This is a genomic window from Citrobacter sp. Cpo089, from assembly GCF_030332695.1.
In the GTDB taxonomy this organism is placed as follows: domain Bacteria; phylum Pseudomonadota; class Gammaproteobacteria; order Enterobacterales; family Enterobacteriaceae; genus Citrobacter; species Citrobacter portucalensis.
The window spans coordinates 141,774-167,201 of record NZ_JAOWHJ010000054.1 but is presented as its reverse complement, the minus strand read 5'-3'; the positions used below and the strand labels follow the sequence as shown (position 1 = coordinate 167,201).

The window sequence follows — 25,428 nt, the reverse complement described above, 5'->3', positions numbered from 1 at the left end:
GCCAAGAAACAATTTGTCCATATTACGCCAGACATCATCGCTGTCGCCCCTGCGGGCCGCTGTATTTGCGGCAATGGACCACCAACCCCGCTTGTGAAAAGCTCTTTGTAAAAAACATGTACTACGCCAACGTCAAAATCGGCTAACAAAAGTGTCTATAACTACGGCAGAAATGTCCACATTGATTATTTGCACAGCGTCACACTTTGTGATGCAACAGCATTTTAGTCCATAAGATTAGCGGATCCTGCCTGACGGTTTTTATCGCTACTCACTACTGTTTATCCATACCCGTATTTTTGGATGGAGTAAGACGATGGCGATTGCAATTGGCCTCGATTTTGGTAGTGATTCAGTACGCGCTTTGGCGGTGGAATGTGCCACCGGCGAAGAGATCGCCACCAGCGTTGAGTGGTACCCACGTTGGCAGGAAGGGCAGTATTGCGATGGCCCAAACAACCAGTTTCGCCATCATCCGCGCGACTACATTGAATCCATGGAAGCGGCGCTGAAAACCGTACTGGCCGAACTGAGCGCTGAGCAGCGCGCGGAAGTGGTCGGTATTGGCGTTGACAGTACCGGCTCAACCCCGGCCCCCATCGATGCAGACGGTAATGTACTGGCGCTGCGTCCGGAGTTCGCGGAAAACCCGAATGCGATGTTTGTCCTGTGGAAAGATCACACCTCAGTAGAAGAAGCCGAAGAAATCACCCGCCTGTGCCATACACCGGGCAAGATCGATTACTCCCGCTATATCGGCGGCATTTATTCCAGCGAATGGTTCTGGGCCAAAATCCTGCATGTAACTCGTCAGGACCACGCAGTTGCCGAAGCTGCGGTTTCGTGGATTGAGCTATGCGACTGGGTTCCGGCCCTGCTCTCCAACACCGTACGCCCACAGGATATTCGTCGCGGTCGCTGCAGCGCCGGGCATAAATCTCTGTGGCATGAAAGCTGGGGTGGTCTGCCGCCAGCCAGTTTCTTTGACGAACTCGACCCCATCCTCAACCTCCATCTGCAATACCCAATGTTTACCGATACCTTCACCGCGGATCTGCCGGTTGGCACCCTGTGCGCCGAGTGGGCACAGCGTCTTGGACTACCGGAAAGTGTGGTGATTGCAGGCGGTGCTTTTGACTGTCATATGGGCGCGGTCGGCGCAGGTGCACAGCCTAACACGCTGGTGAAAGTCATCGGCACGTCAACCTGCGACATTCTGATTGCCGATAAGCAAAGCGTTGGCGAGCGTGCGGTGAAAGGCATTTGCGGCCAGGTTGATGGCAGCGTGGTGCCAAATTTTATTGGCCTCGAAGCTGGTCAGTCTGCATTCGGTGATATCTATGCCTGGTTTAGCCGCGTGCTGAGCTGGCCGCTGGAACAGCTTGCCGTACAGCATCCGGAACTGCAGACCCAGATTAAAGCCAGTCAAAAACAGCTGCTGCCTGCACTCACCGAAGCATGGGCGAAAAATCCATCACTGGAGCATCTGCCGGTCGTGCTCGACTGGTTCAACGGTCGCCGTACGCCCAATGCCAACCAGCGTTTGAAAGGGGTGATTACCGATCTGAACCTGGCAACCGACGCGCCAGCGCTGTTCGGTGGTCTGATTGCCGCCACCGCCTTTGGCGCTCGCGCCATTATGGAATGCTTCACCGAACAAGGCATTGCGGTTAACAACGTGATGGCGCTTGGCGGTATCGCGCGCAAGAACCCGGTCATCATGCAGGCCTGCTGTGACGTGCTGAACCGCCCGCTACAGATTGTCGCTTCAGACCAGTGCTGCGCTCTCGGTGCGGCTATCTTCGCCGCCGTTGCCGCGAAAGTACACGCCGATATCCCTGCCGCTCAACAGCAGATGGCAAGCGCCGTGGAAAACACGCTGCAACCTCGCCCAGAGCAGGCTCAACGTTTTGAACAGCTTTACCGCCGCTATCAGCAGTGGGCAGTAAGCGCTGAACAGCAATACCTTCCGACTGCCGCTCCGGCGCAACAAGCCCCGGTAGACCTGGCAACCCTGACACATTAAGGACACGACAATGACGATTTTTGATAACTATGAAGTGTGGTTTGTGATTGGTAGCCAGCATCTGTATGGCCCTGAAACCCTGCGTCAGGTAACCCAACATGCCGAGCACGTCGTTAACGCACTGAATACTGAAGCCAAACTGCCCTGCAAGCTGGTATTAAAGCCGCTAGGCACTTCCCCTGATGAGATTACCGCTATCTGTCGTGACGCGAATTACGACGATCGCTGTGCAGGGATGGTGGTCTGGCTGCATACCTTCTCCCCGGCAAAAATGTGGATTAACGGCCTGACTATTCTCAACAAGCCGCTGATGCAGTTCCACACCCAGTTCAACGCCGCCCTGCCGTGGGACAGCATTGATATGGACTTTATGAACCTGAACCAGACTGCGCACGGCGGTCGTGAGTTCGGCTTCATCGGCGCGCGTATGCGTCAGCAGCATGCCGTGGTCACCGGTCACTGGCAGGATAAACAAGCGCACGAACGCATTGGCTCCTGGATGCGCCAGGCCGTGTCCAAACAGGATACCCGCCACCTTAAAGTCTGCCGTTTTGGCGACAACATGCGTGAAGTTGCGGTCACCGATGGCGATAAAGTCGCTGCGCAGATCAAGTTCGGCTTCTCGGTAAACACCTGGGCCGTGGGCGATCTGGTGCAGGTAGTGAACGCAATTAGCGACGGCGAAATCAACGCGCTGATCGATGAGTACGAAAGCACCTACACCATGACTGCGGCGACGCAAGTCCACGGTGAAAAACGTCAGAACGTCCTGGAAGCGGCCCGTATTGAACTGGGGATGAAGCACTTCCTGGAACAGGGCGGATTCCACGCCTTCACTACCACATTTGAAGATTTACACGGCCTGAAACAGCTCCCTGGTCTAGCCGTACAGCGTCTGATGCAGCAAGGCTACGGCTTTGCGGGCGAAGGCGACTGGAAAACCGCCGCTCTGCTTCGCATCATGAAGGTGATGTCAACCGGTCTGCAGGGCGGCACCTCATTTATGGAGGATTACACCTACCACTTCGAGAAAGGCAACGATCTGGTGCTCGGCTCGCACATGCTGGAAGTGTGCCCGTCCATCGCGGTGGAAGAGAAACCGATCCTCGACGTACAGCACCTCGGCATTGGTGGTAAAGACGATCCTGCCCGTCTGATCTTCAACACCAAAACCGGCCCGGCAGTGGTTGCCAGCCTGATCGATCTCGGCGATCGCTATCGCCTGCTGGTTAACTGCATCGACACGGTACAAACGCCGCACTCCCTGCCAAAACTGCCTGTCGCTAACGCGCTGTGGAAAGCTCAACCGGATCTGCCAACCGCTTCTGAAGCCTGGATCCTGGCCGGTGGCGCGCACCACACCGTGTTCAGCCACGCGCTGGATCTGAACGATATGCGCCAGTTTGCTGAAATGCACGATATCGAGATCGCGGTGATCGATAACGATACCCGCCTGCCGGCCTTTAAGGACGCGCTGCGCTGGAACGAAGTGTATTACGGCTTCAAACGTTAACAACTGCCGGATGACGGCGTAAACACCTCATCCGGCCTACAAGAATGTGCGATTTGTAGGCCGGATAAGCGTAGCGCCATCCGGCAAGATTCATCGGAGAGCATCATGTTAGAAGATCTCAAACATCAGGTACTGGAAGCCAATCTGGCGTTGCCTAAGCACAATCTGGTCACCCTGACCTGGGGGAATGTCAGCGCCGTCGATCGCGAGCGCGGCGTGTTTGTGATTAAACCTTCGGGAGTCGATTACAGCGTAATGACCGCCGACGATATGGTGGTAGTCAGTATCGCCACGGGTGAAGTTGTTGAAGGTACGAAGAAACCTTCCTCAGATACCCCAACACACCGTTTGCTGTATCAGGCATTCCCGACCATTGGCGGTATTGTTCACACCCATTCGCGTCATGCAACCATCTGGGCGCAGGCGGGTCAGTCGATTCCGGCAACGGGGACCACCCATGCGGACTATTTCTACGGTTCGATTCCCTGCACACGGAAAATGATCGACGAAGAAATCAACGGCGAATATGAATGGGAAACCGGCAACGTGATCGTTGAAACCTTTGAGAAACAAGGTATTGACGCCGCGCAGATGCCTGGCGTGCTGGTGCACTCTCACGGTCCGTTTGCCTGGGGAAAAAATGCCGAAGACGCGGTGCATAACGCCATCGTGCTGGAAGAAGTCGCCTATATGGGGATCTTCTGTCGCCAGCTCGCGCCGCAATTGCCGAATATGCAGCAAACCCTGTTAGATAAACATTATCTGCGTAAACACGGTGCTAAAGCGTATTACGGGCAGTAACCTCTTCTGAGCATGACAACTGTATAAAATCACAGCTAATCTATCAGAACCAGGCTATAATAATGCCTGGTTTTTTGACGGATACGCAGCGTGGCGCAAGCAGGTTTTATTTTAACCCGGCACTGGCGGGACACCCCGCAGGGAACTGAGGTCTCATTCTGGCTGGCTACAGACAATGGGCCGCTGCAGGTCACGCTCGCTCCTCAGGAGTCGGTCGCGTTTATTCCCACCAGTCAGGTTCCTCGCGTGACGCCATTATTACGCACTGAAAACGGCTATCGCCTGACGCCGCTGCAATTGCAAGACTTCCACCGCCAACCCGTTTCCGGACTGTATTGCCGCTCACATCGCCAGCTCATGCGGTTGGAAAAATTGCTGCGCGAAAACGCAGTCACCGTCTATGAGGGCGACGTACGCCCACCTGAGCGGTATCTGATGGAGCGCTTTATCACCTCCCCTGTTTGGGTCGAAGGCGACAGACATAATGACATGCTGGTCAATGCCCGCCTGAAGCCGAACCCTGACTATCGACCACCGCTAAAATGGGTATCGCTGGATATCGAAACCACGCGCCACGGCGAACTCTATTGCATCGGTCTGGAAGGCTGCGGGCAGCGTATTGTCTACATGCTCGGCCCGGCAAATGGCGACGCCTCTACGCTGGATTTTGAACTTGAGTACGTTGCAAGCCGCCCGCAGTTGCTGGAAAAACTCAATGACTGGATTGCCCGTCACGATCCTGATGTGATAATCGGCTGGAACGTCGTGCAATTCGATTTACGCGTCCTGCAACAGCACGCCGAACGTTACCGCATTCCCCTGCGTTTTGGCCGTGATAGCAGCGAGCTTGAGTGGCGCGAGCATGGCTTCAAAAACGGCATATTCTTCGCTCAGGCTAAGGGGCGCCTGATTATCGACGGTATTGAGGCGCTAAAATCCGCGTTCTGGAATTTCTCGTCATTTTCACTGGAAACGGTGTCACAGGAGCTGCTGGGCGAAGGGAAGTCGATTGATAATCCGTGGGACAGAATGGACGAAATCGACCGTCGATTTGCCCAGGATAAGCCCGCGCTTGCCACCTACAATCTCAAAGACTGTGAACTGGTCACGCGCATTTTTCACAAAACCGAGATCATGCCATTTCTGCTGGAACGATCGACGGTCAACGGTCTGCCGGTCGACCGGCACGGTGGTTCAGTTGCCGCCTTCGGACATCTCTACCTGCCACGAATGCACCGGGCGGGTTATGTGGCGCCGAATCTGGGTGAAGTCCCCGCGCACGCCAGTCCCGGCGGCTACGTGATGGACTCACGCCCAGGCTTATACGACTCGGTACTGGTGCTGGATTACAAAAGCCTGTATCCCTCAATAATTCGTACTTTTTTAATCGATCCGGTGGGGCTTATCGAAGGGATGGCGCAGCCGGATCCGGAACACAGCACCGAAGGTTTCCTTGACGCCTGGTTTTCACGCGAAAAGCACTGCCTGCCTGAAATCGTTACTCAGATCTGGCACGGGCGCGAAGAAGCAAAACGCCGTGGCAATAAGCCACTCTCGCAGGCGTTGAAAATCATCATGAACGCATTTTACGGCGTGCTGGGCACCACTGCCTGTCGCTTTTTCGACCCGAGACTGGCCTCGTCCATTACCATGCGCGGCCATGCGATCATGCGCCAGACCAAAGCGTTAATTGAGGCTCAGGGTTACGATGTCATTTATGGCGATACCGACTCGACCTTTGTCTGGCTGAAAAAGGCGCACTCAGAAGACGATGCAGCCCGAATTGGTCGGGAACTGGTGAGCTATGTCAACACCTGGTGGGCACAATCGCTGAAGCAACAAAATCTGACCAGCGCGCTGGAACTGGAATTTGAAACCCATTTTTGTCGCTTTCTGATGCCGACCATTCGCGGTGCAGATACCGGCAGTAAAAAACGCTATGCGGGGATGATTCAGGACGGTGCTGAGCAACGTATGGTGTTTAAGGGACTGGAAACGGTACGAACCGACTGGACGCCGCTGGCCCAACTGTTTCAGCAGGAGCTATACCTGCGAATTTTTCGTAACGAACCTTATCAGGAGTTTGTTTGCGAGACTATTGACCGTCTGATGGCCGGTGAAATGGATGAACAACTGGTGTACCGCAAGCGCCTGCGTCGCCCGTTAAGTGAATACCAGCGAAATGTTCCACCACACGTTCGCGCTGCGCGGTTAGCCGATGAGCAGAATGTAAAGCTGGGGCGTCCGCCACAGTATCAGAATCGCGGAACCATAAAATATGTCTGGACGGTCAATGGCCCAGAACCTGTTGATTATCAGCTATCTGTGCTCGATTACGAGCATTATCTGACCCGCCAGATCCAACCCGTTGCCGAGGGAATTCTTCCCTTTATTGACGATAATTTTGCTACACTACTCACAGGACAACTGGGGTTATTTTGACGCGTGACGAAACCGCCGCCATCCAGTACCATAGCGCCCTTTCCATTCCTGGACCCATTTAACACCACTACCACTGATTTATTAGCCTGGTAGCGGGGTCGTATGCTCTCAATAACGGGGACTAGCCCGGAAAATGACGAGTATTGCCTGCAATTAAAGATATAGAGCCGAACATATATGCCTTTTACACTTGGTCAACGCTGGATCAGCGATACAGAAAGCGAATTGGGACTTGGTACTGTTGTCGCCATGGATGCGCGAACCGTCACTTTACTTTTCTCATCGACGGGCGAAAACCGTCTGTATGCGCGCAGTGATTCCCCCGTGACCCGCGTGATGTTCAATCCTGGCGATACGATAACAAGCCATGAAGGCTGGCAACTGCATGTCGATGAAGTAAAAGAAGAAAACAGCCTGCTTGCCTATATCGGAACCCGCCTGGATACAGAAGAAACCGGTGTCACGCTGCGTGAAGTACTGCTCGACAGCAAACTGGTATTCAGTAAACCACAAGATCGCCTGTTTGCCGGCCAGATTGACCGTATGGATCGCTTTGCTCTGCGCTATCGCGCACGTAAATTTCAGAGCGAACAATACCGTATGCCGTGGAGTGGTTTGCGTGGTCAACGTACCAGCCTGATTCCTCACCAGCTGAACATTGCCCATGATGTTGGCCGTCGTCATGCCCCTCGCGTTTTACTGGCAGATGAAGTGGGTTTAGGTAAAACCATTGAAGCCGGGATGATCCTGCATCAACAACTGCTGTCCGGTGCCGCAGAGCGCGTGCTGATCATCGTCCCAGAGACATTACAGCACCAGTGGCTGGTCGAAATGCTGCGCCGCTTCAACCTGCGTTTTGCACTGTTTGATGATGAGCGTTATGCAGAAGCGCAGCACGACGCCTACAACCCGTTTGAAACCGAACAACTGGTCATCTGCTCGCTGGACTTTGCCCGTCGTAATAAACAGCGTCTGGAGCACCTGTGTGACGCCGAGTGGGATCTGCTGATTGTCGATGAAGCCCATCACCTGGTATGGAGCGAAGACGCGCCCAGCCGCGAATATATGGCCATTGAACAACTGGCAGAACGTGTGCCGGGCATCCTGCTGCTAACCGCTACACCGGAACAGCTGGGCATGGAAAGTCACTTCGCGCGCCTGCGCCTGCTGGACCCGAGCCGTTTCCACGATTTCGCCCAGTTTGTTGAAGAGCAAAAAAATTATCGTCCGGTCGCCGACGCCGTCGCGATGCTACTGGCAGGCAACAAGCTGAGTAACAATGAGCTGAACATGTTAGGCGACATGATTGGCGAGCAGGACATTGAGCCGCTATTGCAGGCGGCAAACAGCGACAGCGAAGACGCACAGAGCGCGCGTCAGGAGCTGGTTTCGATGCTGATGGACCGCCACGGCACCAGCCGCGTCCTGTTCCGTAACACCCGTAACGGCGTGAAAGGCTTCCCGAAACGCGAACTGCATACCATCAAGCTGCCGCTGCCGACCCAATACCAGACGGCGATTAAAGTCTCCGGCATTATGGGCGCGCGTAAAAGTGCAGAAGACCGGGCGCGCGACATGCTCTACCCGGAACAGATTTATCAGGAATTCGAAGGCGACACCGGCACCTGGTGGAACTTTGACCCGCGCGTGGAATGGCTGATGGGCTACCTGACCAGCCACCGCTCGCAAAAAGTGCTGGTTATCTGCGCGAAAGCCACTACCGCGCTTCAGCTGGAGCAGGTTCTGCGCGAGCGCGAAGGTATCCGCGCCGCCGTATTCCATGAAGGGATGTCGATCATTGAGCGTGACCGCGCCGCAGCATGGTTTAGCGAAGAAGATAGCGGTGCCCAGGTAATGCTGTGCTCTGAAATCGGCTCCGAAGGGCGTAACTTCCAGTTCGCCAGCAATCTGGTGATGTTTGACCTGCCGTTCAACCCGGATCTGCTGGAACAGCGTATTGGCCGTCTGGACCGTATTGGTCAGGCGCATGATATTCAGATTCACGTTCCGTACCTGGAAAAAACCGCGCAATCTGTGCTGGTGCGCTGGTACCACGAAGGTCTGGATGCGTTCGAACACACCTGCCCGACCGGCCGTACCATCTATGACACGGTCTATAACAATCTGATCGGCTACCTGGCTGAACCAGAAAATACCGAGGGCTTTGACGATCTGATCAAAACCTGCCGCGAACAGCATGACGCGCTGAAAGCACAGCTGGAGCAAGGTCGCGATCGCCTGCTGGAGATCCACTCTAACGGCGGCGAAAAAGCGCTGGCACTGGCTGAGAGTATTGAAGAACAGGACGACGATACCAGCCTGATCGCCTTCGCCATGAACCTGTTTGATATCGTCGGTATTAATCAGGATGACCGTGGCGACAATTTGATCGTGCTGACGCCGTCCGATCATATGCTGGTGCCGGATTTCCCTGGGCTGCCGGAAGATGGCTGCACCATTACGTTCGAGCGCGATGTCGCCCTGTCGCGTGAAGATGCACAATTTATTACCTGGGAGCATCCGCTGATCCGCAATGGTCTGGATCTGATCCTCTCCGGCGACACCGGAAGCAGCACTATTTCGTTGTTGAAAAACAAAGCATTACCTGTTGGTACACTGCTGGTTGAGCTGGTCTATGTTGTTGAAGCACAAGCACCGAAACAACTGCAGCTAAACCGCTTCCTGCCACCAACGCCGGTACGCATGCTGCTGGATAAAAACGGCAATAACCTTGCTGCACAGGTGGAGTTCGAAACCTTTAACCGTCAGCTCAGCGCCGTTAACCGCCACACCGGCAGCAAACTGGTCAACGCCGTGCAGCAGGATGTTCATGCCATTCTGCAACTCGGTGAAGCGCAGGTGGAAAAATCAGCCCGCGCGCTGATCGACGCAGCGCGTAAAGAAGCTGACGAGAAGCTGACGGCAGAACTTTCCCGTCTCGAAGCGCTGCGTGCCGTTAACCCGAACATCCGTGATGACGAACTTAGCGCAATCGAAAGCAACCGTCAGCAGGTGATGGAAAGCCTGGATCAGGCGGGCTGGCGTCTCGATGCCCTGCGCTTGATCGTCGTGACGCATCAGTAACGGAGCCATACATGGGGATGGAAAACTACAATCCGCCGCAGGAACCCTGGCTGGTCATCCTGTATCAGGATGAACACATTATGGTGGTCAACAAGCCGAGCGGCTTGTTGTCTGTGCCAGGTCGTCTGGATGAGCACAAAGACAGCGTGATGACGCGTATTCAGCGCGATTATCCGCAGGCTGAATCCGTTCATCGTCTGGATATGGCCACCAGCGGCGTGATTGTAGTCGCGCTAACCAAAGCGGCAGAGCGCGAGCTAAAACGCCAGTTTCGCGAGCGCGAACCGAAAAAGCAGTATGTTGCACGCGTCTGGGGGCATCCCGCTCCGGCCGAGGGTCTGGTTGATTTGCCGCTGATTTGCGACTGGCCAAACAGGCCAAAGCAAAAAGTGTGTTATGAGACCGGGAAATCGGCGCAGACAGAGTATGAAGTCGTGGAGTTTGCAGCGGATAACACCGCCCGGGTGGTGCTCAAACCTATTACCGGACGCTCCCACCAGCTGCGTGTGCATATGCTGGCTTTAGGGCATCCGATCCTGGGCGACCGCTTCTATGCTCCGCCGGAAGCTCTGGTGTTAGCGCCGCGCCTGTTGCTGCATGCAGAGATGTTAACCATCACGCATCCCGAATACGGCAACAGTATGACGTTTAAAGTCCCGGCGGATTTTTAAATTCTGAGCCAATTTATGCCGGGGGCGCTTCGCTTGCCCGGCATAAATTCATTACCGGCATAAATTCGTTAACGTAGGCCGGATAAGGCGCTAGCCGCATCCGGCAATTCAATCACTTGAATCCTTTTTGATCCTTAATCAGCTCGTAAGCTTTTTGGATTTCCTGCGCTTTTTGCTTCGCCATTTCCATCATCTCTGGCGGCAGACCTTTCGCAACCAGTTTGTCCGGATGGTGCTCGCTCATCAGCTTACGGTAAGCCCGCTTTATGGTAGTCGCATCGTCGGTCGTTTTCACACCCAGCACATTGCAGGCGTCTTCCAGCGTCGGGCCACGTTGCGCCTGCTGCCAACCACCGCTGCCAGACTGCTGCTGATATCCGCCGCCAAACTGTGCGCCGCCCTGCATCATGCGCAGGAACTGATCAAATTGGGTGCGTGAGATCCCCAACTCTTCAGCAATCACATACAGCACTTCACGTTCGTTAGGATGCAACGACCCATCGGCAAATGCCGCCTGGATCTGAATCTCCAGAAACATGCGGATCAGATCGAATCGACCAAAACAGACGCTGCGAAACTGACGCATCTTTTCACGTAATGGGTAATTATCCGATTTTCCTACCCGGAAGGCATGTTGTGCTGCCGTTCGCGAGTCACCGTGCAAATTCATCCGATCCATCAACTGGCTGGCGATATGAATATCGGCTTCCGTGACGCGACCTTTGGATTTGGTCAGATGTCCCATCACCTCAAAAGTGGTGGCAAAAAACAGCGCCTGGCGTTCACGTTGGTTGGCAAACCACGCCATTTTGCGCATGCGGGCTTTGTCGAACATGTGGCCAACTAACAGCCCCAGAACCACACCCCAGAAGCCGCCGCCCATCATTAAGGCCACGGCTACACCAATTATCTTTCCCCAATACTGCATAGACTCCCCAAATCTTTCCGCTCTCAGCCAGGCTATGTCCCACAATATAAGGTGCTTTTACCGATTTACGGCTGCGGTCAATTGTGGGACATCGCCTATAATTTGCATTATCATACCTGTCATTCAATGCCGTGCCTAACACCACAAACGCTATACCCGTTGGATTTCGAGTTGCAGCAAGGCGGCAACGTAGTGAGTCCCCTGAAGCTTACCCATGTAAGTGACTGGGGTAAACGAGGAAGACAACGAAGATGCAGCTTGAAAGGTGGCAGGTATAAAATGGGCAGGATTAATACTAGCGAAGTGAAGATGAGATAAGTTAGGCTGTGACCGTTTGTCACGCGCGACGCTACTGATGATGGAACAATAAATACAACGTATGAAAAAACGTATTCCCACTCTTCTGGCCACCATGATTGCCAGCGCCCTCTATAGCCATCAGGGCCTGGCAGCCGATCTCGCCTCACAGTGTATGCTGGGCGTGCCGAGCTATGACCGTCCTCTGGTACAGGGCGAGACTAATGAGTTACCCGTCACCATCAATGCCGACAACGCAAAAGGGAATTATCCCGATGACGCGGTGTTTACCGGCAACGTGGATATCGCACAGGGTAACAGCCGCCTGCAGGCCGACGAAGTGCAGCTTCATCAGAAGCAGGCTGAAGGCCAGCCGGAGCCAATTCGTACCGTCGATGCGCTGGGCAATGTCCATTATGACGACAATCAGGTTATTCTGAAGGGGCCGAAGGGCTGGTCCAATCTGAATACCAAAGATACCAACATCTGGGAAGGTGATTACCAGATGGTCGGCCGTCAGGGGCGCGGGAAAGCAGACCTGATGAAACAGCGTGGGGAAAACCGTTATACTATTCTGGAAAACGGTAGCTTTACCTCCTGTCTGCCAGGTTCCGATACCTGGAGCGTCGTCGGTAGCGAAGTTATCCACGACCGTGAAGAACAGGTCGCGGAGATCTGGAACGCCCGTTTCAAACTGGGTCCGGTTCCGGTCTTTTACAGTCCTTATTTACAGTTACCCGTCGGCGATAAGCGCCGTTCCGGTTTCCTGATCCCGAACGCAAAATATTCCACCAATAACTATTTTGAGTTCTACCTCCCGTATTACTGGAACATTGCGCCCAATATGGACGCCACCATCACGCCGCACTATATGCACCGTCGCGGCGGGATCATGTGGGAGAACGAATTCCGCTACCTCACCCAGGCGGGTGCGGGCTTGATGGAGTTCGACTATCTGAATTCCGATAAAGTGTACGAGGACGAACATCCGAATGATGACAATTCACGTCGCTGGCTGTTCTACTGGCAGCACGCCGGTGTACTGGACCAGGTGTGGCGTTTCAACGTCGACTACACCAAGGTCAGCGACACCAGCTACTTTAACGATTTCGATAATAAATACGGTTCCAGTACCGACGGCTACGCCACGCAGAAATTCAGCGTCGGCTACGCGGTACAAAACTTTGACGCCACGGTATCGACCAAGCAGTTCCAGGTCTTCGACGCACAAAACAGTAATAGCTACTCTGCGCAGCCGCAGTTAGACGTAAACTACTACCAAAACGACGTCGGTCCGTTTGATACCCGTATTTATGGCCAGGCGGTCCATTTCGTCAATACCAATGACAATAGACCGGAAGCAACCCGTTTACACCTTGAACCAACTATCAGTTTACCGCTGTCGAATAACTGGGGAAGTATTAATACCGAAGCGAAATTGCTGGCAACGCACTATCAGCAAAGTAACATTAGCGAATATCAATCATTCGCAAGAAACAATTATCGTAACAATCCTACTAACGATAATTTAAACGCCCTTAACACGGCCAATTCTCTGGAAGAATCCGTGAACCGCGTAATGCCGCAGTTTAAAGTTGACGGCAAAATGGTGTTCGAGCGTGACATGCAAATGCTGGCGCCGGGTTATACCCAGACGCTGGAACCGCGCGCGCAGTACCTGTACGTCCCATATCGCGACCAAAGTAATATCTTCAACTATGACTCTTCCCTGCTGCAATCTGACTACAGCGGCCTGTTCCGTGACCGTACCTATGGCGGCCTGGACCGTATTGCTTCTGCCAACCAGGTGACGACCGGGGTCACATCTCGCGTTTATGATGACGCAGCCGTTGAACGTTTTAATATTTCTGTGGGTCAAATCTACTATTTCACCGAGTCTCGCACCGGCGATGACAACATTAAATGGGAGAATGACGACAAAACGGGCTCACTGGTATGGGCAGGCGACACCTACTGGCGCATCTCCGATCGTTGGGGTTTACGCAGTGGGATCCAGTACGACACGCGTCTGGACAGCGTTGCAACCAGCAGCAGCAGTATTGAATACCGTCGCGATGAAAACCGTATGCTGCAATTGAACTACCGTTACGCCAGTTCGGAGTATATCCAGGCTACTTTGCCGTCTTACTACTCTACGGCAGATCAGTATAAAAACGGGATTTCGCAGGTGGGCGCAGTGGCAAGCTTCCCGATCGCCGATCGTTGGTCGATTGTCGGTGCTTACTACTTCGATACCAAAGTGAACAAAGAAGCAGATTCAATGCTGGGCCTGCAGTACAACTCCTGCTGTTATGCCATTCGCTTCGGCTACGAGCGTAAGCTGAACGGTTGGGATGACAAAATGCAGCACGCGATTTATGACAACACGATCGGCTTTAATATCGAACTCCGCGGCCTGAGCTCAAACTACGGTCTCGGCACGACTCAAATGTTACGTTCGAACATTTTGCCGTATCAAAGCGCTTTATGATCTGATTGATTTACAACGTAATCCGCATTGCGGTTAATTGAAATGGAAAAAGTATGAAGAACTGGAAAACGCTGCTTCTCGGTATCGCCATGATCGCGAATACCAGTTTCGCTGCCCCACAGGTAGTCGATAAAGTCGCAGCCGTCGTCAATAACGGCGTCGTTCTGGAAAGCGACGTCGATGGCTTAATGCAGTCAGTAAAACTGAATGCAGGTCAGGCAGGTCAGCAATTACCGGATGACGCCACGCTGCGTCATCAGATCCTGGAACGTTTGATCATGGATCAAATCCTCCTGCAAATGGGTCAGAAGATGGGGGTGAAAATCTCTGACGAGCAGTTGGATCAGGCTATTGCCAACATCGCCAAGCAGAACAACATGACGCTGGATCAGATGCGCAGCCGTCTGGCACAGGATGGCTTAAGCTATTCAACCTATCGTAGCCAGATCCGCAAAGAGATGACCATCTCTGAAGTGCGTAACAACGAAGTTCGCCGTCGCGTCACTATCCTGCCTCAGGAAGTGGATGCCCTGGCACAGCAGGTAGGCAACCAAAACGATGCCAGCACCGAACTGAACCTGAGCCACATTCTGATCCCATTACCAGAAAACCCAACGTCCGACCAGGTTAACGCAGCTGAAAGCCAGGCGCGCTCTGTTGTTGATGAAGCGCGTAACGGTAGTGATTTCGGAAAACTGGCTATTACTTATTCCGCTGACCAGCAGGCGCTGAAAGGCGGTCAGATGGGTTGGGGACGTATTCAGGAGCTGCCGGGTATCTTTGCCCAGGCGTTAAGCACTGCGAAAAAAGGCGATATCATTGGCCCAATTCGTTCCGGTGTCGGCTTCCACATCCTGAAAGTCAACGATATGCGTGGCCAAAGCCAGAGCATCTCCGTGACTGAAGTTCATGCTCGCCACATTCTGCTTAAGCCGTCGCCGATCATGACCGATCAGCAGGCGCGTCTGAAGCTGGAACAAATCGCGGCAGATATTAAGAGCGGTAAAACTACCTTCGCGGCAGCCGCTAAAGAGTTTTCTCAGGATCCAGGCTCTGCCAACCAGGGCGGCGATCTGGGCTGGGCTGCAGCGGATATTTTCGACCCTGCTTTCCGCGATGCGCTGACCAAACTTAACAAAGGGCAGATGAGCGCCCCGGTGCACTCCTCTTTCGGTTGGCATCTGATCGAACTGCTGGATACGCGTAACGTTGATAAAACTGACGCAGCGCAGAAAGACAGAGCTTACCGTATGCTGATGAACCGTAAATTCTCGGAAGAAGCAGCAACCTGGATGCAGGAACAGCGCGCCAGCGCTTACGTTAAAGTTCTGAGCAACTAATGACTCGTGCTCAACGCGTTGTTATCACTCCCGGCGAACCCGCCGGGATTGGCCCGGACCTGGTGGTTCAACTCGCCCAGCGCGAGTGGCCTGTAGAACTTGTTGTCTGTGCGGATGCAGCACTCCTCAATGACCGGGCAGCGATGCTCGGTTTACCGCTTTCACTCCTCCCATACTCTCCAGATACCCCAGCCAAACCGCAATCAGCAGGCACATTGACGCTGTTACCGATTGCGCTGCGGGCACCTGTTGTCGCGGGTCAGTTGGCGGTAGAAAACGGGCAATATGTGGTGGATACGCTGGCTCGCGCCTGCGATGGTTGTCTGCAAGGTGAGTTTGCGGCGCTGATCACCGGCCCGGTTCACAAGGGCGTTATCAATGACGCTGGCGTCCCGTTTACCGGACATACCGAGTTTTTTGAAGAGCGCTCACAGGCAAAGAAAGTTGTTATGATGCTGGCGACCGAAGAGCTGCGCGTTGCCCTGGCAACCACGCATTTGCCGCTCAGAGCCGTTGCCGACGCCATTACGCCCGCCCTGCTTCAGGAAGTGATCGGCATTTTGCATCATGATTTACGCACCAAGTTCGGCATTGCCGATCCGCATATTCTGGTGTGTGGTCTTAACCCGCATGCTGGTGAAGGCGGTCATATGGGAACGGAAGAGATAGATACCATCATTCCGGTACTCGATGAACTGCGTGCGCAGGGAATGAAATTAAACGGTCCGCTGCCCGCAGATACGCTGTTTCAGCCCAAATATCTCGACCACGCGGATGCCGTGCTGGCAATGTACCACGATCAGGGTCTCCCCGTGCTAAAATACCAGGGATTTGGTCGCGGTGTGAATATCACGCTGGGCCTGCCCTTTATTCGCACATCCGTCGATCACGGCACCGCACTTGAACTCGCGGGCCGTGGACAAGCAGATGTCGGCAGTTTTATTACGGCGCTTAATCTCGCCATCAAAATGATTGTTAATACCAATGAATAATCGAGTCCATCAGGGCCATTTAGCCCGTAAACGTTTCGGGCAGAACTTCCTCAACGATCAGTTTGTGATCGAAAGTATTGTCTCTGCTATCAACCCGCAGAAAGGTCAGGCTATGGTCGAAATCGGCCCGGGCCTGGCGGCATTGACCGAACCAGTAGGCGAACGTCTGGACAAGCTCACGGTCATTGAACTCGACCGCGATCTGGCAGCACGCCTACAGACACACCCGTTTTTAGGGCCTAAGCTGACGATTTATCAGCAAGATGCCATGACCATGAACTTCGGCGAACTGGCACAAACGATGGGACAGCCGCTGCGCGTATTCGGCAACCTGCCGTACAACATCTCCACGCCGCTCATGTTCCATCTTTTTTCCTATACTGATGCCATTGCCGACATGCATTTCATGTTGCAAAAAGAGGTGGTCAATCGTCTGGTTGCAGGGCCAAACAGTAAAGCGTATGGTCGATTAAGCGTCATGGCGCAGTATTACTGCAATGTGATCCCGGTACTTGAAGTACCGCCTTCCGCATTTACGCCAGCGCCTAAAGTTGATTCAGCCGTTGTGCGTCTGGTTCCTCATACGACGATGCCGTACCCGGTTAAAGATGTTCGTGTGCTGAGCCGTATTACCACCGAAGCGTTTAATCAGCGCCGTAAAACGGTACGTAACAGTCTCGGCAACCTGTTTAGCGTTGAAGTACTGACAGAGCTGGGCATTGATCCGGCGATGCGAGCGGAAAATATCTCTGTCGCGCAATACTGCCGGATGGCTAACTATCTGTCAGAAAACGCGCCATCGAAGGAGAGTTAAACATGATCAATTCGCCCCGAGTGTGCATTCAGGTACAAAGCGTCTACATTGAGGCGCAATCCTCACCTGATGATGAACGTTACGTTTTTGCTTACACCGTAACTATCCGCAATTTGGGGCGAGCGCCTGTGCAGCTGTTGGGGCGTTATTGGTTGATCACTAATGGTCATGGCCGCGAAACCGAAGTTCAGGGTGAAGGCGTGGTTGGCGTCCAGCCCCACATCGAACCCGGCGAAGAGTACCAGTACACCAGCGGTGCGGTGATTGAAACACCGCTGGGCACCATGCAGGGTCATTACGAAATGATCGATGAACAAGGCATCGCCTTTACCATCGATATTCCCGTATTCCGACTCGCCGTTCCAACACTCATTCATTAAAACAATAACTATGGCGACATACCTTATTGGCGACGTTCACGGTTGTTACGATGAACTGGTAGCCTTGCTGCATCAGGTAGACTTTAATTCCGAAAAAGACACCCTATGGCTCACCGGCGATCTGGTCGCTCGTGGACCGGGCTCGCTGGACGTTTTGCGCTACGTGAAATCACTGGGCGACAGCGTGCGGTTAGTATTGGGTAATCACGATTTACACCTGCTGGCCGTATTCGCCGGTATCAGTCGTAATAAACCTAAAGACAGGGTCACATCGCTGCTCGAAGCACCGGATGCCGACGAATTACTTAACTGGCTCCGCCGTCAACCGCTGTTGCAGGTAGACGAAGAGAAGAAGCTGGTAATGGCGCATGCCGGTATCACCCCACAGTGGGACCTGCAGACGGCAAAAGACTGTGCTCGCGATGTTGAAGCCGTGCTGTCGAGCGACTCGTATCCCTTCTTCCTTGATGCGATGTACGGCGACATGCCCAATAACTGGACCCCGGAACTGACCGGGCTGGCGCGCCTGCGTTTTATTACCAACGCCTTTACCCGCATGCGTTACTGCTTCCCTAACGGTCAGTTGGATATGTACAGCAAAGAGTCACCAGAAGACGCACCTGCCCCGCTGAAGCCGTGGTTTGCCATTCCTGGACCTGTCAGTGAAGCGTACAGCATTGCATTCGGGCACTGGGCATCGCTGGAGGGTAAAGGCACGCCAGAAGGCATTTACGCGCTGGATACGGGGTGTTGCTGGGGAGGCGATCTCACCTGTCTGCGCTGGGATGACAAACAGTACTTCGTGCAGCCGTCAAATCGCCATCTGAATCTGGATCCTGGCGAAGCGGTCAACGCCTGATAGGTTTATGCCTGATGGCGCTACGCTTATCAGGCCTACATCTGGCACAAAAGTAGGCCGGATAAGGCGTTTCGCCGCCATCCGGCACTTACAGTATTAACGACGTTCCAGAATCTCGAAGCAGTAGCTGTGAGAGTTTTGCGCGTCGGCATCGTGGAATTCACTGAACACCGACTCCCAGTCATCCGGTTCGTAGTCCGGGAAATGCGTATCCCCTTCCACTTCCGCATCAATGTGCGTCAGATACAGTTTCTGCGCTTTTGGCAGGAACTGCTCATACACACGCCCACCGCCAATTACCATAATTTCAGGTTCATCGCCGCAGGCCGCAATTGCTTCATCCACAGACTTCACCCACTGCACGCGATCGTCGGTGCCTGGCTTACTGCTGATGACGATATTTTTACGCCCAGGCAACGGTCGCCCGATGGATTCCCAGGTGTGGCGTCCCATGACAACCGGCTTGTTTAAGGTATTACGTTTAAACCAGGCGAGATCGGCAGGGAGGTTCCACGGCATGGCGTTCTCCATACCGATGACGCGATCTACCGCTAACGCCGCAATCAGACTGATCATTGAATATTTCCCGGATACAAAAAAATTGTCGCCACTATACGGAAAGCGCAATCTTTCGTCGACTGGCGGAAAGAGGATGAACAGGAAAATTTTCCGTTCTGCTGGCGAACCGACCTATTTAAGGTGGTACGCCAGCATTACAGTAGTTCAAAAACAGTCAATTAGCAGTAAAGTTTGCAGAACATCACATTTTTTACCCTATGCTGACGGTTTCACTTCCGGCTCATCGGCGACGTCGCCCGTATGCTTACCTTCATCCGTGCCTTGCCAGCCATGGCGTTGAATTAACGATAAGTGCTGACGATCTTCCGCAATAATTTCACTCAGCATTGCGCTGGTGCGTTTATAAACGGCCGCGCGGGAAGTCGCGTCATTTTCCCCTTTCACCATCTCCTCTACCATCATGGTATTGAATCGGCGGAATACGTCAGCCCGCTCACGTGCCTCATAGCGCCCAAGCCCGAGACCTTCCAGCGCCAGACGTCCGGTCTTCAATGCACCTTCAAAGGTTTCACGTTCCGGCATATCCACGCCCGCCTGGCGCAGGCGGATGTAATGATCCACGTCGCGCGCACGAGCAATAATTTGCAGATGCGGGAAATGCTCTTTAACCATTTCGGTTAATTGCAGACTGGTTTGCGGATCGTCAATGGCATTAATAATGACTTCAGCTTTCGCCGCCCCGGCAGACTCCAGCAGATCCATCCGGGTCGCGTCGCCATAGAAAACCTTCATCCCGAATTTACGCAGCGTTTCGATATGGTCCGGGTCATGATCAAGAACCACCATTTTGACCCCGCTCGACAACAGCAAACGACCGGTTATCTGGCCAAATCGCCCAAACCCGGCGATAATCACCCTAGGTTGTTCCTCATCGATTTCATCGGCTTCCCGCTCTTCCTCAGTCGCCGATTTTTCCAGACGCGTCAAAATCACCAGCAAAATCGGCGTAGCCGCCATCGACAACGCCACCGCCAGCGTCAGCGATTTCGCCCAGTCAGGATCGAGCACATTTGCCATTTGCGCCGCGCCAAACACCACAAAGGCAAACTCACTGCCCTGCCCTAATAATACGGCAAACCAGCGACGCTGCTTGTTCGGCACCTGCAACGGTTTCGCTATCAACCACAGCATGACGGTTTTGATAACCAGGAAACCGACCAGTAGAATGATAATGCGCAAGGGATTATCAATCAGCGTACCAAAGTCGATAGACATCCCTACACCGATGAAAAACAGCCCCAGCAGCAGTCCTTTAAATGGTTCAATGTCGCTTTCCAACGCGTGGCGATACTCAGAGCTTGCCAGCAGCACCCCAGCCAGGAATGCCCCCATCGCCATCGACAATCCAACCTCTTCCAACAGCAGACCGAAGCCAAACACGAGGAACAGCGCAACGGCACTGAACACTTCCCGCAGGCCCGAACGGGCGACAAAACGCAAGGCAGGACGTGTGACATAACGACCTAACAGCACCACCAGCACCAGTGCGCCCGCTACCTTAAGGGCAGACAATGCAAACGCCCCAAGCGTTGTTGATGCGCCACTCGCTGCCAGTAATGGGATCATCGCCACCAGTGGAATAGCAGCGATATCCTGGAACAGCAGCACGGCAAAGGCGCTGCGACCCATTTGCGAAACCATCAGGTTGCGTTCATTCATTGCCTGCATAGCGATAGCCGTAGAGGAAAGCGCCAGTGTCATGCCGATCAGCTCCGCTACCTGCCAGCGCAGACCGAGGAACATACAGAACACACCAATCAGGCCTCCGCAAACCACCATTTGCAATGCGCCGCCGCCGAACACCGAGGCTCGCAGTTTCCACAAACGTTGCGGATCCAGTTCAAGGCCGATAACAAACAGCATCAGCACCACACCGATCTCCGCAAAATGCAGGATGGATTCGGCATCCGTCACCAGCCTCAGGCCCCATGGACCGATAATGCACCCGGCAATGAGATACCCCAGTACCGACCCGAGCCCCAACCGTACGGCGATGGGGACAATCAGTGCCGCCGATCCGAGGTAAATCAGCGCCTGTATCAGCGTATGGCTATCCATGGTGTGCCTCCTGCCATTCCATCAGACGCTGTTTGTAGTGACGCGCCTGCGCTTGCAGGGTTTCATCATCACAGATAAACGTACAGTGCATCGCCAACGGCGGTAGCCATTTGAGGCCACAATAAAGTGCCGTCGCCTGTAAGGGTTGAGAAAGCACATCAAATCCGGGATGGGAGCCAATATCGAAGTGGTTTTCACCGCCGCCGGTCGTCACTGCCCACAGCAGATGTTTACCGTGCAGCGCAGTACCGCCATGGCCATACGCCCAGCCGTGCGAAAGGACTTTATCCATCCACAGCTTGAGTAATGGAGGTGTGCTGTACCACTGCATCGGATGCTGCCAGATGATCAAATCAGCGCGTGCCAGCGCATCCTGTTCAGCGGCAATATCGATATTGAAGTCGGGGTAGAGCTGGTAGAGCGAGCGGATCTCCACGCCCTCCAGCGTCCTTGCCTGTTCAAGCATCCGCTTATTCGCATGCGAGTGCTGCGGATAGGGATGCGCATAAATGATGAGGATCATGATTAGCCTGTTTCACTGCATTATTGTAATAACAGTGAGTTTAGTCAGTTAATCCACAGGCTAACAGCCAATATTATTGAGGCCTATACACAAAATCATTCATGTTGCATCAAGGCGGCAAGGGAATGAATCCCCAGAAGCTTACTAAAGTAAGTGACTGGGGTGAATGAGCGCAGCCAACACTGAGGCAACTTGAAGGATGAAGTGTATATTAGTTGTCCAGCTCACTCATATCCTTAACCTGATCGCGGTTAATCTGTTCCGTCTTACCCGTTTGCGCATTTTTATACGACACCAGGCCAGTATCATCATCGACTTGCGGTTTGCCGTCAGTGACGATTGTTTTGCCATCGGTGGTTTTAACCGCCTGGTTTGAGGAACAACCGGCTACGGTAAATAGTGCTGCTGCGGTAAAAATTGAGGTGATCAGGATATGTTTTTGCATGGTGTTCTCCCTGCTTTTCAGTTGTTTTCAGTGATATACCCAGTTAACTGTAGGCTAACTGACTGAGTTGCAGGGAAAATACAGAACACTCCTAATAACTCGCCCTGGTCACGGGCTTACTGCGAATCGTCATTTGACTGGTTTGCGCCAGCGTCAGACCTCGCGTTTCCGGGGCGAAAGCGATGGACACCAGCAGGCCAATCAGCGAAATTCCTGCGCCCATCAGCATGACATTGCTGATCCCGTATTTGGTAATGAACACCGGCAGCGCCCAGGTTGAAACAATGGTGCCAATGCGGCTTAAGGACATAATCACCCCGACGGCAGATGCGCGAATGTCGGTAGGGAACAGTTCATTTGGGTACAGCCACTGAAGATTTCCCGGTCCCCCCGAGAAAAAGGCGTACACGGCAAACGCCAGCACCACCAGCCACGCTCCCATATCAGGAATTAACCCCAGCACGGCCAGCGCCAGCGTCATCATAATAAAGCTGCCAATTAACAATGGCCGACGGCCCGCGCTATTGAGCCAGAACATGGGCGGAATGCACCCCAGCATAAAGCACAGGCTTATCACCACATTGCCCAACGCCGCGCTTTTCCCGGCACCAAGCCCCAACAGTCCAACAATCTGCGGACCAAAGGTATAAATGGCGAACATCGGGATCACCTGACAGGTCCAGATAGCGGCAACAAACAGGACAAACGGGAAATGACGGCGGTTAAACAGCTGCAGGAAGCGCGTCTCCTGCGGCGCCTCTTCGTCGAACACCACCGGTTCGCCGAACAGTTTGATCATCATCGCTTCACACTCTTTCACCCGACCTTTACGCAGCAGCCAGCGCGGCGATTCAGGAAGATCGAAGCGCCCAATCAGGATCAAAATACAGGGGATCACCGCGCTGCCCAGCATCCAGCGCCATCCGCCCTCAACATCATACAGCCAGTAACCGACCAGATCGGCACAGGTGGCGCCGACATACCACATCGCGGCGATAAAACCGATGGAGAAAGCGCGCTGGCGGGTATTGGAGAACTCGGTAATCATCGATGTAGCAATTGGATAATCGGCACCAATCACAATGCCGATCAGCACACGCATCACCAACAGTTCAACGGGTGAGGAAACAAACATGGTTGCCGCCGATATCACGCCAATGGCGATAATATCGATGATGAACATTTTTCGCCGCCCGACCTTATCGGAAATGTAGCCAAACAGCGACGTCCCCACAAACAGACCGGCGAGCGTGCCGGCCCCCAGCAGACCAATCCACTGTGCGTCCAGTTTCAATGCTGGCGTGAGCTGTTCCAGCGCCACGCCAATCATCACCAGCACATAACCATCCAGAAATGGCCCACCGCTTCCCCACAGCATTATCCGGCGGTGAATAGAGGTAAATTTGATGTCATCAAAGTTCCTGGGCTGCTGCATAGCGACTTCCTGTTTCAACACGGGCAAAGCGTCATCTGTAGGCCGGAAAGGCGTTTACGCCGCCATCCGGCATTGGCGCCACATGATTGCCGGATGGCGACGCTACCGCGTCTTATCCGACCTACGGGTGCACAACCTCGTACTTATTAGCCGTAGCGAAACTCCACGCCAAATGTCCCGCGCGGGTATTCCCATTTTTCCAACGCTGTATCAAGGCCGAGAATGCGGCACGTTCCGCACTCCAGGCATCCGGCGTAATCAAAACGAACGCTGCCGTCGTCCTGCTTTTTATACAGTCCGGCTGGACAAGCCTTAATCAGTACTTCCAGCGCCTGTTTATCAGGATCGGTTTTGAGAATGATGTGCGGGCTGTCTTCATCCACATTGAACTTATTGACGCCCAGTTTGACGTCCACATTGACGGGAGATGTCATAATACGGTCACTCCTTTCAGGCCATCTTTCATCAGGTTGATGAAGCCCACTTTCTTCGCATGACGCAGGATTTTTTTGCGCATTGGCACCGGAGCGGAACCATCTACGGTGAACAGGTCGCGCGCGATACTGACCGCCATTTCGGGATAGGCGGTAAACATGCGTGGGTTATCAAGGAAAGCGGGAAGCTTCTGATACATGCGCATATCGCGCATTGGACCATCATCGAGATGCTGACGGTATTCGCCCAGCGACTGCTTGCTGAAGTCGTCGCGCTTCATCGCGGAAAGCACCGTTTTCGCCGCCGCTTCGCCTGCAGATATGGCGAGATCCATACCACGGATGGTAAAGCCGAGGTTCATACACATTCCGGCAGCATCACCGGCAATCAGCACTCCGTCACCCACCAGTTCAGGCTGCATATTCATACCGGCCTCCGGTACGACGTGCGCGGCATATTCCACCAGCTTGCCACCAGCGATCAGTGGGGCAACCGCCGGATGCTGTTTGAAATCTTCCAGCATTTGTGGGACCGATTTTTTAGCATCTTTCAGATGATGAAGACCGCAGACCAGCCCCAGAGAAAGGGTCGTTTCATTAGTATAGAGGAAGCCCCCGCCCATCAACCCATCGGTTGGCGAACCGGCAAACAGGCAGGCTGCGCCTTCGTTCCCCTGTAACTGGAAACGATCTTCAATCACCGATTTTGGCAATTCGATCAGCTCTTTTACGCCAACGGCAACATGCGATGCCTCAACGCGCTTTGCCATGCCCAGTTTTTCTGCCAACAAAGAATTCACCCCGTCAGCGAGGATCACCACTTTGGCTTCCAGAATATCGCCGTCGGCTTCCACACCCACGACTTTGCCTTCGCGCTGCACAACATTATCCACCCGAATACCGGTGATAAGCTGGGCTCCCGCCTCCTCGGCCTGCTCCATCAGCCAGGCGTCAAATTTGCTACGTAAGACGGAATAAGAAACCTGCGACGATACGGCCTCTTCACCATTGCAATAGTCGATGGTCATCGCCCCTTTGTCGGTCATAAAGGCGAGTTTTTCGTGGGTGATGATGCGTTCAATGGGGGCCTGCTCAGCAAAGCCGGGAATGATGCGTTCCAGGCTATGGGCATACATGCGCCCACCAGTGACATTCTTCGCGCCAGCAGAATTGCCGCGCTCGATGACCAGCACCTGTGCACCTTCCCGAGCCAGCACCAGCGCCGCAACCGAACCGGCCAGACCTGCACCCACGATGATGGCATCAAAGATATCTTCGGACATACGTACTCCTGTCAGTGGCAGGATACTTTCGCA

General features: G+C 53.8%; 20 protein-coding genes. 12 read left to right on the top strand and 8 right to left on the bottom strand.

Annotated elements, in window-relative coordinates:
- The first annotated feature begins 316 nt into the window (after nucleotides 1–316).
- The 6 genes from araB (at nucleotide 317) to rluA (ending at nucleotide 10,537) form a co-directional block, all read left to right on the top strand.
- Nucleotides 317–2,026, top strand: coding sequence for a ribulokinase (gene araB, locus OGX92_RS10745; RefSeq protein WP_240389388.1), 1,710 nt, complete (start codon nucleotides 317–319; stop codon nucleotides 2,024–2,026).
- A 10-nt stretch (nucleotides 2,027–2,036) separates the two neighbouring features.
- Nucleotides 2,037–3,539 (top strand): L-arabinose isomerase, encoded by a 1,503-nt coding sequence (gene araA, locus OGX92_RS10740; protein WP_286586533.1) that lies wholly within the window; start codon nucleotides 2,037–2,039, stop codon nucleotides 3,537–3,539.
- Nucleotides 3,540–3,644: 105 nt separating this feature from the next.
- The gene (gene araD, locus OGX92_RS10735; protein WP_126319269.1) at nucleotides 3,645–4,340 is read left to right on the top strand and encodes an L-ribulose-5-phosphate 4-epimerase; all 696 of its coding nucleotides are present in this window, start codon (nucleotides 3,645–3,647) and stop codon (nucleotides 4,338–4,340) included.
- Nucleotides 4,341–4,430: 90 nt separating this feature from the next.
- Nucleotides 4,431–6,782 (top strand): DNA polymerase II, encoded by a 2,352-nt coding sequence (gene polB / locus OGX92_RS10730; protein WP_240389386.1) that lies wholly within the window; start codon nucleotides 4,431–4,433, stop codon nucleotides 6,780–6,782.
- 177 nt (nucleotides 6,783–6,959) lie between these two features.
- Nucleotides 6,960–9,866 (top strand): RNA polymerase-associated protein RapA, encoded by a 2,907-nt coding sequence (gene rapA, locus OGX92_RS10725; RefSeq protein ID WP_286586532.1) that lies wholly within the window; start codon nucleotides 6,960–6,962, stop codon nucleotides 9,864–9,866.
- Between the two features lie 11 nt (nucleotides 9,867–9,877).
- Nucleotides 9,878–10,537 (top strand): bifunctional tRNA pseudouridine(32) synthase/23S rRNA pseudouridine(746) synthase RluA, encoded by a 660-nt coding sequence (rluA, locus tag OGX92_RS10720; protein WP_003829598.1) that lies wholly within the window; start codon nucleotides 9,878–9,880, stop codon nucleotides 10,535–10,537.
- A gap of 112 nt (nucleotides 10,538–10,649) precedes the next feature.
- On the opposite strand, the gene djlA is transcribed toward rluA, so the two are convergent.
- Nucleotides 10,650–11,465 (bottom strand): co-chaperone DjlA, encoded by an 816-nt coding sequence (gene djlA / locus OGX92_RS10715; RefSeq protein ID WP_003829600.1) that lies wholly within the window; start codon nucleotides 11,463–11,465, stop codon nucleotides 10,650–10,652.
- A 379-nt stretch (nucleotides 11,466–11,844) separates the two neighbouring features.
- On the opposite strand from djlA, the gene lptD reads away from it, so the two are divergent.
- The 6 genes from lptD to apaH are packed head-to-tail and all read left to right on the top strand — an operon-like array spanning nucleotide 11,845 to nucleotide 18,638.
- Entirely contained in the window at nucleotides 11,845–14,253 is a 2,409-nt protein-coding gene (gene lptD / locus OGX92_RS10710) for an LPS assembly protein LptD (protein ID WP_286586531.1), read from the top strand.
- Between the two features lie 53 nt (nucleotides 14,254–14,306).
- Nucleotides 14,307–15,593: a peptidylprolyl isomerase SurA gene (gene surA / locus OGX92_RS10705; RefSeq protein ID WP_003829603.1), complete on the top strand. Its 1,287-nt coding sequence runs from the start codon at nucleotides 14,307–14,309 to the stop codon at nucleotides 15,591–15,593.
- The gene (gene pdxA, locus OGX92_RS10700; protein ID WP_126319277.1) at nucleotides 15,593–16,585 is read left to right on the top strand and encodes a 4-hydroxythreonine-4-phosphate dehydrogenase PdxA; all 993 of its coding nucleotides are present in this window, start codon (nucleotides 15,593–15,595) and stop codon (nucleotides 16,583–16,585) included. The genes surA and pdxA overlap by 1 nt, the downstream gene beginning before the upstream one ends.
- Entirely contained in the window at nucleotides 16,578–17,399 is an 822-nt protein-coding gene (rsmA, locus tag OGX92_RS10695; RefSeq protein WP_003829609.1) for a 16S rRNA (adenine(1518)-N(6)/adenine(1519)-N(6))-dimethyltransferase RsmA, read from the top strand. The genes pdxA and rsmA overlap by 8 nt, the downstream gene beginning before the upstream one ends.
- 2 nt (nucleotides 17,400–17,401) lie before the next feature.
- Nucleotides 17,402–17,779 carry a Co2+/Mg2+ efflux facilitator ApaG/CorD gene (gene apaG / locus OGX92_RS10690; protein ID WP_003018867.1) on the top strand — a complete coding sequence of 126 codons (378 nt, stop codon included), beginning with the start codon at nucleotides 17,402–17,404 and terminating at the stop codon, nucleotides 17,777–17,779.
- A gap of 10 nt (nucleotides 17,780–17,789) precedes the next feature.
- Nucleotides 17,790–18,638 carry a bis(5'-nucleosyl)-tetraphosphatase (symmetrical) ApaH gene (gene apaH / locus OGX92_RS10685; RefSeq protein ID WP_063941094.1) on the top strand — a complete coding sequence of 283 codons (849 nt, stop codon included), beginning with the start codon at nucleotides 17,790–17,792 and terminating at the stop codon, nucleotides 18,636–18,638.
- 96 nt (nucleotides 18,639–18,734) lie between these two features.
- Here the strand turns inward: apaH and folA are convergent, their stop codons facing one another.
- The 7 genes from folA to OGX92_RS10650 form a co-directional block, all read right to left on the bottom strand.
- The gene (gene folA / locus OGX92_RS10680; protein WP_003018873.1) at nucleotides 18,735–19,214 is read right to left on the bottom strand and encodes a type 3 dihydrofolate reductase; all 480 of its coding nucleotides are present in this window, start codon (nucleotides 19,212–19,214) and stop codon (nucleotides 18,735–18,737) included.
- Nucleotides 19,215–19,412: 198 nt separating this feature from the next.
- Complete coding sequence (gene kefC / locus OGX92_RS10675; protein WP_003829616.1) at nucleotides 19,413–21,275, bottom strand: glutathione-regulated potassium-efflux system protein KefC; 1,863 nt, start codon at nucleotides 21,273–21,275, stop codon at nucleotides 19,413–19,415.
- A complete protein-coding gene (gene kefF, locus OGX92_RS10670; RefSeq protein ID WP_286586530.1) occupies nucleotides 21,268–21,798 on the bottom strand; it encodes a glutathione-regulated potassium-efflux system oxidoreductase KefF in 531 nt (176 codons plus the stop codon). Before kefF ends, kefC begins: the two co-directional genes overlap by 8 nt.
- A 211-nt stretch (nucleotides 21,799–22,009) precedes the next feature.
- Nucleotides 22,010–22,243: a YgdI/YgdR family lipoprotein gene (locus OGX92_RS10665; RefSeq protein ID WP_003018880.1), complete on the bottom strand. Its 234-nt coding sequence runs from the start codon at nucleotides 22,241–22,243 to the stop codon at nucleotides 22,010–22,012.
- 91 nt (nucleotides 22,244–22,334) lie between these two features.
- Nucleotides 22,335–23,678, bottom strand: coding sequence for an MFS transporter (locus OGX92_RS10660; RefSeq protein WP_003829621.1), 1,344 nt, complete (start codon nucleotides 23,676–23,678; stop codon nucleotides 22,335–22,337).
- A 146-nt stretch (nucleotides 23,679–23,824) separates the two neighbouring features.
- The gene (gene fixX / locus OGX92_RS10655; RefSeq protein WP_000203736.1) at nucleotides 23,825–24,112 is read right to left on the bottom strand and encodes a ferredoxin-like protein FixX; all 288 of its coding nucleotides are present in this window, start codon (nucleotides 24,110–24,112) and stop codon (nucleotides 23,825–23,827) included.
- Complete coding sequence (locus OGX92_RS10650; RefSeq protein WP_200920813.1) at nucleotides 24,109–25,395, bottom strand: FAD-dependent oxidoreductase; 1,287 nt, start codon at nucleotides 25,393–25,395, stop codon at nucleotides 24,109–24,111. Before OGX92_RS10650 ends, fixX begins: the two co-directional genes overlap by 4 nt.
- Nucleotides 25,396–25,428: the final 33 nt, after the last annotated feature.